Origin of the sequence: Ralstonia sp. A12, from assembly GCF_000801955.1 — a bacterium.
Taxonomy (GTDB): Bacteria; Pseudomonadota; Gammaproteobacteria; order Burkholderiales; family Burkholderiaceae; genus Ralstonia.
On the sequence record NZ_JSZO01000002.1, the window covers coordinates 1 to 15648 of the forward strand.

The following is a 15648-nucleotide window of genomic DNA, read 5'->3' on the forward strand; positions in this document are numbered from 1 at the left end:
GATTCAGGGGGCTGCTCCAGCCGTGAAGTGAAAGTAGGCGCATACCGCGTGAAACCACGTGCGGATCGGCACAGCCGCCGTTACGGGACTGACACCTCGAGCTGGGCAGACCTTTGAACCAAATTGAAAGGGCCGGCCCCCCCTTCGGCACCAGCCCTTCCTTCTTCTTTGCTGCAAACACGCTCCGCACATCCAATCGGCGCGCCTGATGCACGGCGAGCGTTCTTCCCCGCGTAGCCCCCGCCTTCGCCCGCCGAAAGATCGTTTCACATTACGAAATCTGCGCCGAATTTTCCCGGCGCGGCCTTCCCGTTTGCTGAAAAAGCATTCCGCATCGCAAAATTAGTCACCTAACCCATTGAAAAATAAAGAAAACATAACTCTTATGTCTTATATAAGACTTTGCCGCGGTGCATCACAACCGTCCTACAATGATTCCACGCTGCTCGCTTCGAACTCCGTAGCTGCACACGCAACCGATTCTTCTCAAACGCGCTTTACCTCTAGGAAATTGACATGGCCCAGTACCAAGACGACATCAAGGCAGTTGCCGGTTTGAAGGAAACCCACGGCAGCGCATGGAATGCGATCAACCCTGAGTACGCTGCCCGCATGCGCGCGCAGAACAAGTTCAAGACGGGTCTGGACATCGCCAAGTACACCGCCAAGATCATGCGCGCCGACATGGCCGCCTACGATGCGGATCCGGCCAAGTACACGCAGTCGCTGGGTTGCTGGCACGGTTTCATCGGTCAGCAGAAGATGATTTCCATCAAGAAGCACTTCAACAGCACCGAGCGCCGTTACCTGTACCTGTCGGGCTGGATGGTTGCTGCGCTGCGCTCGGAGTTCGGCCCGCTGCCGGACCAGTCGATGCACGAGAAGACGTCGGTCAGCGCGCTGATCCGCGAGCTGTACACCTTCCTGCGCCAGGCTGATGCCCGTGAACTGGGCGGCCTGTTCCGCGATCTGGACGCTGCCAAGGATGCCGCCGCCAAGGCCGCCATCCAGCAGAAGATCGACAACCACGTCACGCACGTGGTGCCCATCATTGCCGACATCGACGCTGGTTTCGGCAATGCAGAAGCCACGTACCTGCTGGCCAAGCAGTTCATTGAAGCGGGTGCATGCTGCATCCAGATCGAAAACCAAGTGTCGGACGAGAAGCAGTGCGGCCACCAAGATGGCAAGGTCACCGTGCCGCATGAGGACTTCCTGGCCAAGATCCGCGCGATCCGCTACGCGTTCCTGGAGCTGGGCGTGGACGACGGCATCATCGTGGCGCGTACCGACTCGCTGGGCGCTGGCCTGACCAAGCAGATCGCTGTGACCAACGAGCCGGGCGACCTGGGCGACCAATACAACGCGTTCCTCGACTGCGAAGAACTGTCGGCCGACCAACTGGGCAACGGTGACGTGATCATCAAGCGCGACGGCAAGCTGCTGCGTCCGAAGCGTCTGCCGAGCAACCTGTTCCAGTTCCGCGCCGGTACGGGCGAAGCACGTTGCGTGCTGGATTGCATCACCTCGCTGCAGAACGGTGCTGACCTGCTGTGGATCGAAACCGAAAAGCCGCACATCGCCCAGATCGGCGGCATGGTGAGCGAGATCCGCAAGGTCATCCCGAACGCCAAGCTGGTGTACAACAACAGCCCGTCGTTCAACTGGACGCTGAACTTCCGTCAGCAGGTGTATGACGCCATGAAGGAAGCCGGCAAGGACGTGTCGGCCTACGAGCGCGCCGCGCTGATGAGCACGGAATACGACGACACCGAACTCGCCAAGCAGGCTGACGAGAAGATCCGCACGTTCCAGGCAGATGCATCGCGCCAAGCCGGTATCTTCCACCACCTGATCACGCTGCCGACGTACCACACCGCCGCGCTGTCGACCGACAACCTGGCCAAGGAATACTTCGGCGACCAGGGCATGCTGGGCTACGTGGCTGGCGTGCAGCGCAAGGAAATCCGTCAGGGCATCGCCTGCGTGAAGCACCAGAACATGTCGGGCTCGGACATCGGCGACGACCACAAGGAATACTTCAGCGGTGAAGCAGCGCTGAAGGCCGCGGGTAAGGACAACACCATGAATCAGTTCCACTGATCCTGGTCGTACCCTAAGCAGAACGCCAACCTACGGGTTGGCGTTTTTTTTGTCCTGCGTGATGACGCGAAGGCCCAAACAAGAAGGGCCGGCACCCTTCGGCACCGGCCCTTCCTGCTACGCAATGCGTCGCGCGATCAATCAACGTGCCTGACGCAGCGCAGGCGATTCTTCCCCACGCTTACCGAAGATCAGCTGCACCACCACCGCCACGACGATGTTGAACACCAGCGCCGCGAGGCCCGTGTAGATGGTGTACTTGTCGCCGCCGATCACGAAGGTGTGTACGGGCTTGATGCCGTCGGAGAACGCCAGCCAGCTCCCGCTGATCATGCCTGCCGCCCAGCCCGCCAGCAGCGCAGGTGCGCGGAAGCGGTTGGACAGGTTGAACAGCCCGAACACCACCGACGGGAAGGTCTGCACGATCCACACGCCGCCCAGCAGTTGCAGGTCCAGCGCAAACTTGGTGGGCAGGAACAGGATGAACACCAGCGCGCCCGCCTTGACGATCAGCGAGATCACCTTGGCCACCTTCTCTTCGCCGGCCGGCGTGAGATCGGGGGTTACGTAGGGCTTCCAGAAGTTGCGCGTGAACAGGTTGGCCGCACCAATCGACATGACCGCCGCCGGCACCAGCGCACCGATGGCGATGGCCGAGAACGCAAAGCCCGTGAACCAGCTCGGGAACAGCGCGTTGAACAGCGCGGGCACCACGTCGTTGTTGTTGGTGACCTTGATGCCCGCCGCGTAGGCCATGAAGCCCAGCAGCGCAATCAGGCCCAGCAGCACGGTGTAGGCCGGCAGGAACACGGCGTTCTTGCGGATGGTGTCTGCACTGCGCGCGGCAAAGATGCCGGTGAGCGTGTGCGGATACATGAACGCCGCCAGCGCCGAGCCAATCGCCAGCGTGGCGAACGGCAGGAACTGCGCCGACTTGAGCGTCAGGCCCGTCGCGCCGCCCTTGAGGGCAAACGCGTCATGCGCCGTGGCAAACACCGCACCGTAGCCGCCCAGCTTGGCCGGCACCAGCACCACCGCCACCAGCACCACGATGTAGATCATGATGTCTTTGACGAAGGCGATGAGCGCCGGGGCGCGCAGGCCGGCGGAGTACGTGTACAGCGCCAGGATGACGAAGGCGGCCGCCAGCGGCAGTTCACCCGTCAGGCCCAGTGCCTTGATCACGACCTCCATGCCGATGAGCTGCAGCGCGATGTACGGCATCGTCGCCACCACGCCGGTCAGTGCCACCGCAAACTCCAGCGAGCGCGAACCGTAGCGGCCATACACCGCATCAGCCGCCGTGACGTGGCCGTTGGCATGCGCCACCTTCCACAGCTTGGGCATGATGAGGAACACGATCGGGTACACCAGGATCGTGTACGGCAGCGCGAAGAAGCCGTACGCACCCACGGCATACACCAGTGCCGGCACGGCGATCACGGTGTAGGCGGTGTAGAAATCGCCGCCCACCAGGAACCACGTGATCCAGGTGCCGAAGTTGCGGCCGCCCAGGCCCCATTCGTCAATGTGCGCGCCCTTGTCAGACTGCCCACGCTGCCAGCGCGAGGCGATGAAGCCCAGCACCGTCACCAGCGCAAAGAAGAAGACGAAGACCGCGAGCGCAGTCCAGTTGATCTGTCCGTCCATCATTCTTCTCCTTTGCTCTGACCGTTCTTGAAGACGATCCAGATCAGCAATGAGGTGATCGGCACCCACAGGAACTGGTACCAGTAGAAGAACGGAAAGCCGAAGAGCGCGGGCGCTTCCTGGTTGTAGAACGGCACCCACAGCAGGCCGATGAATGGGAGTGCGAGCAAGAACTTCATGGGTTGTCTCCTGATGCTCGAGGGACTTCAGTTGTTGTTCGGATGTTGTTTTGAACCGGTGAGGTGCCACGCCCCGATGCGTGGCCGGTCGGATTTCTGACGGAATGCTTTCCGCCTTTCTTGTTGTCCGGCGCACTGTGATCGCGCCATCCCCGCAATACCATCCGCACCTGTACGCACTCACCACACGTAGTACTACGTAGTAAGCGTATGCTTTTCGCGTGAAATAACCAATCGCTAAGGTTGGCGCGGGTTTCCTAGGGTTTCCACGAATTCCAGCATCACGTCTTGCGCTTCGAATACGTGAGAAAAATGCGCAAGCCAACCATCGCACCGCCTGGCGCCAAGCAAAACGGGGAGCCACCGGCATAGGCCGGGGCTCCCCGTCGTGGCGCATTGTGGATACCGCATTGCAGCAGAACCCCCGGCGCGTCCGGGGGTATTCCTGCTGCGCGTGTTGCACGCGGCTTCAGTGCGCTCGCATTACCAGTTCCAGCGCAGGCCGAGCTTGCCGTCGTAGCCGTGCAGGCGGCCATCGGTGCTGATCTGGTAGCCCACGCTGGCATAGAACGATGCCGTGCGCGTGAACTGTGCCGTCACGCCGGCCTGCAGGTCGACCACGGTGGCGGGCATGCTCGAGGTGAACGGCACCCAGCCGTTGGCCGACGAGAACGACGTGGTGGTCGTGCCGCGGAACTCCTGCCACACGCTCGCCCGGAACCACGTGGAACGCGGACGCTCGGGCGTGTCGCCCCAGTCTTTCGCCACACGCACGCCCACCCGGCCGAGCAGCGATTGCGCGTTACCGAAGTGCACCTGCGCTGCCGGGTCCGCGCCATCGGCCAAGCCGATGCGCTGGTAGATCAACTGCGCCTGCGGCTCGACGCGCCAGCGGTTTTCCAGCGCAATCGGGTAGCCCGTTTCCAACGACAGCGCATAGCCGAGGCCATGCGAGGTCAGCCCCGCCATGCGCGTCGGCGACGACGTGACGTCGTAGCGCGTACCCTGTGCAACCGCATCGACGTACCAGTCGTTGGGGCTGAAGTGCGTCCAGTAGACGCCCACCGTGGTGGCGTTGATGCCGTTGCTGCCAGCGTTGGTGCCATCGGCATGCGTGACGTCGCCGGAGATGCGGCCGGTGGAGAACATCACGCCGGCGTGGTCGCGGCTGTTATCGGCATTCTGCGCACGGTAGAGGTCACCGCCGAGCTGCACGGCGGCCAGCTTGTAGTCGAACGCCGGGCCGTCAGCGCCGTAGATGCCGCCGTCCGACATGCGGCTGCCCTTCTGGCCGATCACGCGTGCCCAGGCACCGTTGAAGGCCTTGTCACCGTTCGGCACACCCGTGCGCAGCAGGGTTTCATCGCCCACGCGCTCGTGCAGCGTGTCGAGCATGGCGCGGCTGACCATCAGCGCCATCGACGGCACTGCGGTGTACAGCGACACCTCGGGCCGGTAGTTCGGCACCTCGGGCACGGTGGGGTTGGTCGTCTCGTTGGGCGTCGGGTCGATCGGCTTGGGGTCCGGGGTCGGATCGGGCTGCGGCTTGGGGTCCGGGGTCGGATCGGGCTGCGGCTTGGGGTCCGGCTGGGGCTGCGGCTTCGGATCAGGCTGCGGCTGCGGTTGCGGATCGGGCGTGGGATCCGGCGTTGGGGCTGGGCGCGTCGAACGCAGGTACCAGCTATCCGCCGAACCATTGCCGCCGCGAACCAGCGTGTACTCGTACGGCCCCGCAACCACCGGTGCGGCCAGTGCAAACGCACCCGCCTGCGTGGTCGCACCATTCATGGCCACCACGACCGGAATGCCGTTGCCCGTGGTCTGCGCACCCGCGCCACCTACGTTGGTGATGCGCACGGCTGTGTTGCCCGCAGCGCCGCCGCCCGACAGAACGAGCTGATCGGTCGGCGAGTTGTCGGCGCCCAATTGCGTGTTGAGCGCCAGCGTGCCGCCCGCGCCCATGAAGCTGCCGTTGACTGCCAAACGATTGCCCACGCTCGCGCCGCCGACTTGCATCAGGCCCGTATTGAATAGCGCGCCGTTGATGGCGAAGGTGCCCGTGCCGGAGCCTGCGAGCGACGGTACGGCATCGGCCACGGCCAGCGTGCCGTCGTTGCGCACGCTGCCGCGCGCGCTGCCAAAGCCGCCCAGCGTGGCGCCATTGTTGACCAGCGTGGAACCCGCCAGCAACGCATTGCCGTGCGTGGCATCGCCCACCACCAGCGTGCCGACCGCAACGGTCGTGCCACCGCCAACGCTGTTGTTGCCGTTGAGGGTCAGCACACCGCTGCCGAGCTTGGTCAGCGCGCCGCTGCCCGTGATGCCCTGCGACAGCGTCGACGAAAAGCCTTGCGTATCGATCGTGCCACCGCCCGCATTGAGCGTGACGGCACGCGTGCCGGCCAGATCGAGATTCTGGTTCAGCTGCAGCGTGCCGCCGTTGAACGACAGCCCGCCTGTGGCGGCACCCAACGCGTTGTCTGCGCTGATGGCCACGGTGCCGCCGTTGATGCTGGTGCCGCCGGTGTATGTATTGCCGCCAGCAGCCGTGGGCGCCAGCGTAAGCGTGCCCGCACCAGTCTTCTCCACCGCGCCCGCGCCGGAGATCAACCCCGCGTAGGTGCCGGCATCCGGCTGGTCAAAGCGCACCAGGCCGTTGTTGACGATGGTCGGCATCAGGCTCTGCGCGCGGCCTTGCAGCGTGCCCGCCGCATCCACGGTGATGTTGCCGGTGTACGCAGCGTTGTTGCCGGTGAGGATGAGCGTGCCCTGTTGCACGGTGGCGTTCTGCACGCCGCTCACGGTGCCGGTCAGCGTCCAGGTGCCGGTGTCGTTCTTGATGAGCGTCTGGAAGTTGCTGATGTTGCCGGGCAATGCGCTATCGCCCGTGCCGCTCAGATAGATCGTGTTGGCGCCGCCGCCACCGTTGAAATTGCCGGTGATGGTCGAGCCCGTGAACAGGCGCAGCGTGTCGTTGCCGCCCGCAAACACGAGGTTGCCGCGCACGATGCCCTTGTTGGTGAAATCCACGCTGGCATTGCCCGCGCTGCCGATCACGTTGCCCGGCGCCTGGATCACGCCCGTCTCGTTGTTGATGATGGTGTTGCTGCCGCTCAGGTTGTCGAACCAGATGGCCGCCGCGTTGTTCGCGCGGATCGTCCCGTTGTTGATGACGGTGTTGCCCGAGCCCATCACGTTGACGGCCTCGCCATTGTTCTGCCGGCCGTTGGACAGCACGCTGCCGCCCTCGGCCACCGTGAGCGTGCCGTTGTTGCGGAACTCGATCGTGTTGTTGCCGGTGTTGAACAGGCCCGGGCCGCTGGTGGCGTTGTTGCTGACGGTGGCACCGCCCTGCACGTTGATGTTGGCGTTGTCGCGCAAGCTGATGGCGTTGGCGCTGCCCACGCTGATCGTGCTGCCGGTCTGCACCGTTACTGTACGGTTGTCTTCAACGGCCTTGTTGCCGGTGCCGACAGTTTGCGTCCAGGGGTTGGGCGAGGTGGCATCGCACGTGGTGGTGGTGCCGGTGGTGGTGCAGGTGGCTTGCGCCTCCAGCCCGCAGAGTGCCAGCGGCGAGGCCACTAGCGCGATAGAAAGCATGCGTTGCCGCTTGCAGCGGCGTAGAGATGTCGTCGGCATAATGATTTCCCGTGCCGGCACCGCCGACGACATCCCTGCATACCGCGCCACGCTCGTCTCAAAACGCTGGACCCGACACACCAAGGCTTCGTCAGCGGAGCAGACACCGCTCCGAGAAAACAATGGGTGGATGGATGGAAACGAACTTCCCCGTTCGTTGCCGCCTTGCAACCGGCATGCAGATCACGATGCCGGGCGAGCAGGCGGGCCACTCTGATGGCGGCTCCGGCCCGCAAACGATTCAGTTGCACGGCCCCGTTGGGTGTGCAGGCGACACTGACTCGTCGATGGGGTGGATTCTGGGCAGCCCCGGCGATCGAAAATTCAACAAATGTAAAGAGTCTGCTCAGGCAGATAAATGATTGCGGAGATGCGCAATGCAATCACCGCATACGATTGGCACGCCAATTTTTTGGGTGTTTGTTTAGGCCGATTCAGACGTATGTTTTGTTTTTTATCCGCCAAATCAGGCCACCATTCTTTAATGATCCGGACAATGAAAACTGCACCGTGACGATTTCTGCAAATCGTTTGCCACCCCTCGCAAACCCTTACCAGCAAAGGACTAAGCCCAATCGATTGCGCACGACTAAGCGCCCATTTAATTAGAGTGATCCCTCCAAAAACCACTCCGTTTTAAGATTCTTTTCAATCTCAATAAAAGAACTCTTGTAATGTCACTTCACCGACTTGCTTTCCCATCCCACTTAGCCCGGCATTCCCCTCGCCGGGTATTTTTTTGGGCGAGCGTCAAATAGGGCGCCTGCGACCCTGCGTCGCAAGGCACCCCAGGTTCAGGGCTTGGCCGCCACCAGCTTGCGCATCGCTTCCACCAGCTTCGGGTCGGTCGCGCCGAGCGTGTTGGTGCGCGCGTTGATGCGCCCGTCGGCATCGAGCAGGAGGATGGTGCTGGAGTGGTTGAAATCACCGCTGGCCAGACGCCGGTACTGCACACCCAGGAGGGCAGCAACGGCGCGGGTGCCGCTACTGTCGGTACGTGCGATCTGCCAGTGGTCGCCCGCGCCATGTGCGGCGGCCGTCTGCTTGAGCGCCGCAACCGAATCGCGCTCGGGGTCGACGGTGATCATCACCACCCGCACGCCGTCTTGCGCGGGCTTGCCGCCCTTGGCCAGCGTGGCCTTGATGGTCTCGAAGATCATCGGGCAGACCATCTGGCACGACGCATAGAACATGCTGATCAGCACCGGCTGCCCGCGCAGGTCGGCCAGGTGGAAGGCGCGGCCGTTCTGGTCGGTCAACGTCACGTCGGATTGATAGAGCGAACCGGAGGCAAGTGTGTCTGCGGCTTGTGCAGTACCAGCCACAGCCAGGCCAGTCATAAGAAGCAGCGCCAACATGGCACGGCGCATGGGGTTCAACAACGTCATGGTGTTTCTCCGTGAAGGGTTCGGGCACAGCGGAAGCCGAGGCTTGCGGTGGTATCTGCGCCATTGAGGGAAGACAGCAGCGCCACGCGCATCAGCACGGCATAGCTGTCGCGCCGTACGATGCTGATGGCACCGGCGCCGCAAAACTGCTGCTTGTCGGGGTCGCCCTGGGTGCGGCTGTCACCGGCAATGAAGAGCGCGTTGAAATCGTCGACCCATTCCCAAATCAGGCCGTGCAGGTCGCGCACGCCGTGCACATCGGGTGGGCCGCCCACCGGCGGCAGGACGCGCTGTGCCGGCCGCTCGTACCAGCCCAGGATGCGTTGGGCCCATTGCGGGTCGTCACGCGCGTCGGCACGGGTGGCATCGGCGGCGGCGGCAGACTCCCACTCCAGCCAGGTGGGCAGGCGCGAGCCCTCGGTCTCGCAATAGGCGCGCGCGGCAAACCAGCCCACGCCCGTTACAGGTGCCTGCAGGGGTGCCTGCGGATTCGGGTGCAGTGCGTCGGCCCAATCCGCCAGATACGACGCGCTGGCAAACACCTCGGGCACACGGTCTCGGCGCCATGCGGCGTGCGTCTGCACAAAGGCCAGGTACTCGCCAATGGTCACGGGCGTCGTGCGCAGTGCGAAGGGTTCGATGCGCACGCGCTGCGGCAAGCCAGGCGCGTTCTGCGGCAGCACGCTGTCAAAGTCGCCGCCGGGCAGCCGCACATAGTCCGCGCCCTGGGCGACGGCACTGGCCAGCACCAGCAAGGCGGCGGCAAGGCGGCGGGGCAGGCAGGTCATGACGATCTCGCTTGGCGACGGGGTCAGTGCTCGGCCGCGGCCTTGGCCGGGGCCGGCTGAGCGCGGGCCTTCTTGACTTCGTCCGCGCTCACCCGGCCGCCGGGGTTGTCCCAGCTGTTGAGCACGTAGGTCAGGATGTTGGCGACCTCGTCATCGTTGAGCTGCGTCATGGGCGGCATGACCGAGTCGTAGTCCTGGCCGTTCACCTTGATCTTGCCGTTCAGGCCGTGCAGCAGAACGCTGATCGCGCGCTTCGGGTCGGCGGCCAGGAAGTCCGACTTGGCCAGCGGCGGAAACACGCCGGGCAGCCCGGCACCGCTACCCTGGTGGCACACCGAGCAGGTACCCGCAAACAACGCGCGGCCGGCCTGCACCTGATCCTGCACGGTGAGCGTGCCCGACGCCGATGCCAGCGTTGCCGTGGTCACGGCCGTCATGTTGGGCGCAGCACGATCACCCAGGTACACCGAGTCCAGCTCCTTGCCCGAATAGATGGCCTTGTTCTCAGGGCCATCGATCTTGAGGATGGCCAGGGCGCCCTTGTTGAAGGCGCGGAAGATCGAGTGGTCAACCAGCACATAGCTGCCGGGAACCTTGGCCGTGAACTTGACGACGGCCGCGCCGCCTGCCGGGATCAGCGTGGTCTGCACGTTCTTCTGCACGTTGGTGCCGCCCTCGTAGCGCACCTGGTCAAAGATCGCGCCGATCACGTGGAAGCTCGACACCAGGTTGGGCCCACCATTGCCGACGAAAATGCGCACCGTCTCGCCCACCTTGGCGTGCAGCGCCTTGTCGCCGGTCAGTGCACCTTCTGCGCCGTTGAAGAGCACGTAGCTTGGGCGTTCGTCGATGGCCTTTTCCATGTCGAACGGCTGCAGGCCCTTCTCGCGGTACTTGCCGGTGGTGTAGAAGTCGCCCTGCATCACGTAGTACTCATGGTCGACCTTGGGCAGGCCCTCGGGCGGCTCGACCAGGATCAGGCCATACATGCCGTTGGCGATATGCATGCCGACCGGTGCCGTGGCGCAGTGGTAAACGTAGATGCCCTCGTTGAGCGCCTTGAAGGTGAACTGCGATTCATGTCCCGGTGCGGTGAAGCTCGATGCCGCGCCGCCACCCGGCCCGGTCACGCCGTGCAGGTCAATGTTGTGCGGCATCTTGCTGCCTGGGTGGTTCTTCAGGTGGAACTCCACCGTGTCGCCCTGCCGCACGCGGATGAAGCTGCCGGGTACCGTGCCGCCGAACGTCCAGAAGGTGTAGCTCACCCCTTCGGAGATCTGCATCTCCTTCTCCACCACCTCCAGCTCGACAATGACCTTGGCCGGGTAGTTGCGGTTGACCGCGGGTGGCACATTCGGCGGGCTGGTGAGCACGGCGCGGATGGGCGCACCGCGCGGCGGACCGAAATCGCCCGGCAACTTGGATGCAGCCTGCGCCGCGCCACCCGCCAGCAGCGCACCCAACGCCATGGAAGCGAAGCTCGCGCGGATCAGGCGGCGAACCGTTTGTAGGGGGCTCATTTTTTCTCCCGTTGGTTGATCGATGTTGTCCACTCCACGTTAGAAGCGGCTTGCCAACCGGGTTTTGACGCAGCGCAAACGCAGAGGGCCGCTTTGCCTGCCATCGGACATCAAGCCACGCATTAAACAAGCATCTGATCTACATCAATAGCGCGCCAGATTGCGCTCACTAATATAAATGCATCTTCAATGCATCTTTTAGATGCTGCACCCCACGAAGCGGAGTTCCCATGACACAGATCGCATCCTCCCTCCAACTCGACTTGCGCGTGCTGGCACCGCGCGAGCGCCATCCGTTGATCTTCTCGACCTTCAACACGCTGGGAATCGGCCAGGCGCTGGTGCTGATCAACGATCACGATCCGCTACCGCTGCGATCTCAGTTCCAGATCGAGCGCCCCGGCCAGTTCGCGTGGGACACGCTGGAACGCGGCCCCAACACGTGGCGCGTGGCCATCACCCGGGTGGCGTCGGCAGCCAGCACCGGCCAATGCTGCGGCGGTTGCGGCGGCGCCTGAGTCTGAACTTCTCCTGATCGCACCCTTGCGAGGAACCTGTCATGAACACCAACCGTAGGCTGTGGCGGTGGCTCGGCCTGATCTTTGTCCTGTCGTTCGGGGCGCTTGGGTATCTGGGGCGCCAGATCTATCTGGCCGCGCCGCCCATTCCGCAGGCGGTCGTCACCACGGCCGGCGACGTGCTGTTTACCGGTGAGCAAATCGAGCATGGTCAGCAGGCCTGGCTGTCGGCCGGCGGCCAGCAGCTCGGCACCGTCTGGGGCCACGGCAGCTATGTCGCCCCGGACTGGTCAGCCGACTGGCTGCACCGGGAAGCGACCACGTTGCAAACCCTGCGCGCACAGCAGTTGTACGGCGCGGCCAAGCCATTGAACGCTGCCGAACAGGCGGCACTCGACGCCACCGTCAAAGAGGAGATGCGCCGCAACACGTACGACGCGAGCCGCAACAGCATCACCGTATCGCCAGAGCGCGCGCAGGCCATCCGCGACGTGGCCCGGCACTTTGAGGCGCTATTCGGCACCGATCCGTCACTGGCCAAGCTGCGTGAGCAGTACGCCATGGCCACCGGTGCGCTGCCGGATCCGGCAGACCGTGAAGCACTGGCCGCGTTCTTCTTCTGGACCTCGTGGGCAGCCGCTGCCGACCGCCCAGGCGAAACCGATGTGTCCTACACCAGCAACTGGCCGCACGAACCGCTGGTGGGCAACACCATGACCGGCGGCGCGGCCATGTGGTCGATGGTCAGCATCATCCTGTTGCTGGCCGGCATTGCCGCCATGCTGTGGATTCACGGCGCGGGCAAGCATGAGGAAGACGCCGCACCGCTGGCGAGCGACCCGTTCCTCAAAGTGGTTGCCACCCCGTCAATGAAGGCCACGCGCAAGTACTTCTTTGCTGTGATCGGGCTGATGCTGGTGCAGATCGGCATGGGCGCCATCACCGCGCACTATGCGGTGGAAGGCGAATCGTTCTTCGGGATTCCGCTGGCGCAGGTGCTGCCTTATGTGATCAGCCGCACGGTGCACACGCAGCTCGGCGTGCTGTGGATTGCCACGGCGTGGCTGGCCACCGGGCTGTATATCGCGCCGCTGCTGTCGGGGCGTGAGCCGAGGCTTCAGAAGCTGGGGGTCGACCTGCTGTTCTGGGCGCTGATCTTCATCGTGGTGGGTTCTACCGCCACGGGCTGGCTCGGCACGCTGCAGCATCGCGGGGTGGACTTCAGCTTCTGGCTCGGCAACCAGGGCCTGGAATACACCAGCATGGGCCGCGTCTGGCAACTGCTGCTGTTCGTGGGCCTGCTGTTCTGGGTGGTACTGCTGGGCCGCGCGCTGTGGCCGGCGTTGAAAACGCCATCAGAATCGCGTGGGCTGATCGCCATGGTGTTTCTGTCGGCCACGTGCATCGGCGGGTTCTATTCGACCTCGCTGGTGTGGGGGCAACACACGCACTACTCGATGATCGAGTACTGGCGCTGGTGGCTCGTGCATCTGTGGGTCGAAGGCTTCTTCGAGGTGTTCGCCACTGCCGTCGTCGCGCTGATCTTCACGCGCCTGGGTCTGATCCGTGCCGCCAGCGCCAACCGTGCCATCGTGGCGGAGACCATCGTGTTCCTGTTCGGCGGCATCCTGGGTACGCTGCACCACCTGTACTTCACGGGGACACCGACCTCGATCATCTCGGTGGGGGCTGTGTTCTCGGCGCTGGAAGTGGTGCCGCTCACACTGATCGGGCTGGAAGCGTTGCAGAACTATCGCCGCACGCAAGGCGCGGCATGGCTGGGTGCCTATAAGTGGCCGGTGCTGTGCTTCGTGGCGGTGGGCTTCTGGAACACCGTCGGCGCCGGGCTGCTCGGCTTTGCCATCAATCCGCCGGCTTCGCTGTACTACGTGCAGGGCCTGAACATGACGGCGGCCCACGGGCACGCCGCACTGTTCGGGGTGTACGGCATGCTGGGCATCGGCCTGATGCTGTTCTGCCTGCGCGGGCTCTATGCGCGCAGCCTGCATGCCGATCGCCTGCTCAAGCCCGCGTTCTGGGGCCTGAACCTCGGGCTGGCGATGATGGTGTTCATGTCATTGCTGCCCGCCGGCATCTACCAGGCCTGGGCCAGCGTTACCAAGGGCATGTGGTATGCACGCTCGCCGGAAGTGGTGCACTCCTCGGTGATGGAGACACTGGTGTGGCTGCGCGTCCCGGGCGACATCGTGTTCGCGGCAGGTGCGGTACTGCTGGCGTGGTATGCGCTTCGCCTGCTGCGTCGCCCGAATGCGCGCCAGCCTGAGGCTGTGAGCGTGTCTGCGGAAGCCGCGCGCTAGTCAACCGTATCGAGGTTGGGGGGAAGGTACGCCCCCAGCCTCATCACACCTCACCCGCGCTTGCGGGTGCATTGCATCCAGGCAAAGGCGGCGCACACAAGCTGGATCGCACCGCCACCCAGCATCGCCATGCGCAGGCCCTGCGCACCTCCACCGCCCATCGCATACACCGCGCCCAGAATCGCCACGCCCAGCGTCGCACCGCTCATGCGCGCCACGTTGACGAGCGCAGAGGCCGTGCCCGAGCGCTCCGGCCCGACTGCACCCACGGCAGTGTTCATCAACGGCCCGGTGGCAAAGCCCATGCCGAGCCCGGTGAGTGCCAGCCCAATGGCCGTCGGCACGATGGACGCATCACCGGCAAACCCGCCCAGCGTCAGCAATCCCAGCGCGATGATGCCCACGCCGCCCGCCATCGCCACCCGTGCGCCAACGCGGCGCGCCACCGTGCCCGACGTGGGCGATACCACCATGAACACCACCGCCATCGGCATCAGCGCAATACCCGCACCCGTCACGCTCAAGCGCCCGCTGCTCTGCCACATCAACGGCAGCAGGAAGAGCGCACCGTACATGCCGAAGGTCATGCCCGCCGTGGCGACCACGGCCCCTCGGAAATCGCGAATGCGGAAGAGATCCAGCGGCACCAGCGCCGCGCCGCCATGACGCGCTTCAACATGGATGAACCACACCAGCGCACCGAGGGCCACCGCCAGCACGCTCACAGCCAGGCGCCAGTCCTGATGCGCTTCAATGGCGGCAAACGCCAAGCCACCCAGCACGACGGCACCCAGCACCTGCGCCAACGCGTCGAAGCGGCGGTGCGTGGCATCCGACGATTCCGGCACCACGCGCACAGCCAGCACCATGGCGGCCACGCTCACCGGCACGACCACCCAGAACACCGAACTCCAACCGAAATGCGTGACGAGCAAGCCGCCCACCGTCGGGCCGATCGTCATGGCCAGGCCGTTGCACGCCGCCCAGACGCCCAGCGCATGCCCACGCTCGACCGGGTCACGCCACACCACCCGCAAGATCGCCAGCGAGGCCGGCAGCATCAGCGACGCCCCCAACCCCGCAAGCGCCCGCGCACCAATCAGCCAGTCAATCGACGGCGCCAGCGCGCACAGCACGGAAGCCACCGAAAACACCACCGCCCCCGACACGAACGCACGCCGCCGCCCGTACAGATCGGCCAGCAAGCCGCCGGTGAGCAGCAGCGTCGCATAGGCAAGGTTGTAGGCATCGATCACCCACTGCAGAGGGCCAACGCCTGCATGAAAGAACTGGCCGATCGGGCGTACGGCCAGGTTGACTACGGCGGTGTCGATCTGTGCGACCAGTACGGCCATCGACAGTACACACAGCACCAGCCGCTTGCGTGGCACGGTCGCGGTGTGTGCTTGTTGCAGCGTCATGCCATCCATCTTTGGGCTCCCCGATAAAACGAAACGATGACCCGAGCGTAGGGCCCACACCCCGCACGACGTTTCGACGCGTGTCGAAGCATCGCGGCATGGGCGTCCCTAAAATGGGTGTAAC

At 64.2% G+C, this 15648-nt stretch carries 11 protein-coding genes; 4 read left to right on the forward strand and 7 right to left on the reverse strand.

What is annotated here, in order from left to right; genetic code table 11:
- Positions 1–516 precede the first annotated feature (516 nt).
- A complete protein-coding gene (locus PI87_RS04410; RefSeq protein WP_039596490.1) occupies positions 517–2103 on the forward strand; it encodes an isocitrate lyase in 1587 nt (528 codons plus the stop codon).
- Between the two features lie 141 nt (positions 2104–2244).
- Here PI87_RS04410 and mctP read toward each other — a convergent pair whose 3' ends face one another.
- The 3 genes from mctP to PI87_RS04425 form a co-directional block, all read right to left on the reverse strand.
- A complete protein-coding gene (mctP, locus tag PI87_RS04415) occupies positions 2245–3753 on the reverse strand; it encodes a monocarboxylate uptake permease MctP (protein WP_039596491.1) in 1509 nt (502 codons plus the stop codon).
- The gene (locus PI87_RS04420) at positions 3753–3932 is read right to left on the reverse strand and encodes a DUF3311 domain-containing protein (protein ID WP_039596492.1); all 180 of its coding nucleotides are present in this window, start codon (positions 3930–3932) and stop codon (positions 3753–3755) included. The genes mctP and PI87_RS04420 overlap by 1 nt, the downstream gene beginning before the upstream one ends.
- Positions 3933–4415: 483 nt before the next feature.
- Entirely contained in the window at positions 4416–7532 is a 3117-nt protein-coding gene (locus PI87_RS04425) for an autotransporter outer membrane beta-barrel domain-containing protein (protein ID WP_198139509.1), read from the reverse strand.
- 173 nt (positions 7533–7705) lie between these two features.
- Between PI87_RS04425 and PI87_RS04430 the strand changes: the two genes are divergently transcribed.
- Entirely contained in the window at positions 7706–7933 is a 228-nt protein-coding gene (locus tag PI87_RS04430) for a hypothetical protein (RefSeq protein ID WP_157003075.1), read from the forward strand.
- 432 nt (positions 7934–8365) lie between these two features.
- On the opposite strand, the gene PI87_RS04435 is transcribed toward PI87_RS04430, so the two are convergent.
- From PI87_RS04435 to nirK, 3 genes are read right to left on the reverse strand one after another with little or no spacing between them, the layout of a single operon-like run.
- Positions 8366–8959 (reverse strand): SCO family protein, encoded by a 594-nt coding sequence (locus PI87_RS04435; protein ID WP_039596494.1) that lies wholly within the window; start codon positions 8957–8959, stop codon positions 8366–8368.
- Positions 8956–9747, reverse strand: coding sequence for an SUMF1/EgtB/PvdO family nonheme iron enzyme (locus PI87_RS04440; protein WP_039596495.1), 792 nt, complete (start codon positions 9745–9747; stop codon positions 8956–8958). The genes PI87_RS04435 and PI87_RS04440 overlap by 4 nt, the downstream gene beginning before the upstream one ends.
- A 23-nt stretch (positions 9748–9770) precedes the next feature.
- Positions 9771–11267, reverse strand: coding sequence for a copper-containing nitrite reductase (nirK, locus tag PI87_RS04445; RefSeq protein WP_039596496.1), 1497 nt, complete (start codon positions 11265–11267; stop codon positions 9771–9773).
- A gap of 230 nt (positions 11268–11497) precedes the next feature.
- Between nirK and PI87_RS04450 the strand changes: the two genes are divergently transcribed.
- On the forward strand, positions 11498–11785 hold the full coding sequence (locus PI87_RS04450; protein WP_039596497.1) for a DUF2249 domain-containing protein: 288 nt from the start codon (positions 11498–11500) through the stop codon (positions 11783–11785).
- A gap of 41 nt (positions 11786–11826) precedes the next feature.
- Positions 11827–14103 carry a nitric-oxide reductase large subunit gene (locus PI87_RS04455; RefSeq protein WP_039596498.1) on the forward strand — a complete coding sequence of 759 codons (2277 nt, stop codon included), beginning with the start codon at positions 11827–11829 and terminating at the stop codon, positions 14101–14103.
- A 50-nt stretch (positions 14104–14153) separates the two neighbouring features.
- On the opposite strand, the gene PI87_RS04460 is transcribed toward PI87_RS04455, so the two are convergent.
- Complete coding sequence (locus PI87_RS04460; protein ID WP_039596499.1) at positions 14154–15533, reverse strand: MFS transporter; 1380 nt, start codon at positions 15531–15533, stop codon at positions 14154–14156.
- Between the last annotated feature and the right edge of the window lie 115 nt (positions 15534–15648).

Excerpts from the sequence above, each read along its gene's own strand:
- PI87_RS04420 (WP_039596492.1), bottom strand. The coding sequence starts at position 3,932 with ATGAAGTTCTTGCTCGCACTCCCATTCATCGGCCTGCTGTGGGTGCCG.
- PI87_RS04410 (WP_039596490.1), top strand. The coding sequence starts at position 517 with ATGGCCCAGTACCAAGACGACATCAAGGCAGTTGCCGGTTTGAAGGAA.
- PI87_RS04425 (WP_198139509.1), bottom strand. The coding sequence starts at position 7,532 with ATGCTTTCTATCGCGCTAGTGGCCTCGCCGCTGGCACTCTGCGGGCTG.
- nirK (WP_039596496.1), bottom strand. The coding sequence starts at position 11,267 with ATGAGCCCCCTACAAACGGTTCGCCGCCTGATCCGCGCGAGCTTCGCT.
- PI87_RS04435 (WP_039596494.1), bottom strand. The coding sequence starts at position 8,959 with ATGACGTTGTTGAACCCCATGCGCCGTGCCATGTTGGCGCTGCTTCTT.
- PI87_RS04450 (WP_039596497.1), top strand. The coding sequence starts at position 11,498 with ATGACACAGATCGCATCCTCCCTCCAACTCGACTTGCGCGTGCTGGCA.
- mctP (WP_039596491.1), bottom strand. The coding sequence starts at position 3,753 with ATGGACGGACAGATCAACTGGACTGCGCTCGCGGTCTTCGTCTTCTTC.
- PI87_RS04430 (WP_157003075.1), top strand. The coding sequence starts at position 7,706 with ATGGAAACGAACTTCCCCGTTCGTTGCCGCCTTGCAACCGGCATGCAG.
- PI87_RS04460 (WP_039596499.1), bottom strand. The coding sequence starts at position 15,533 with ATGGATGGCATGACGCTGCAACAAGCACACACCGCGACCGTGCCACGC.
- PI87_RS04455 (WP_039596498.1), top strand. The coding sequence starts at position 11,827 with ATGAACACCAACCGTAGGCTGTGGCGGTGGCTCGGCCTGATCTTTGTC.
- PI87_RS04440 (WP_039596495.1), bottom strand. The coding sequence starts at position 9,747 with ATGACCTGCCTGCCCCGCCGCCTTGCCGCCGCCTTGCTGGTGCTGGCC.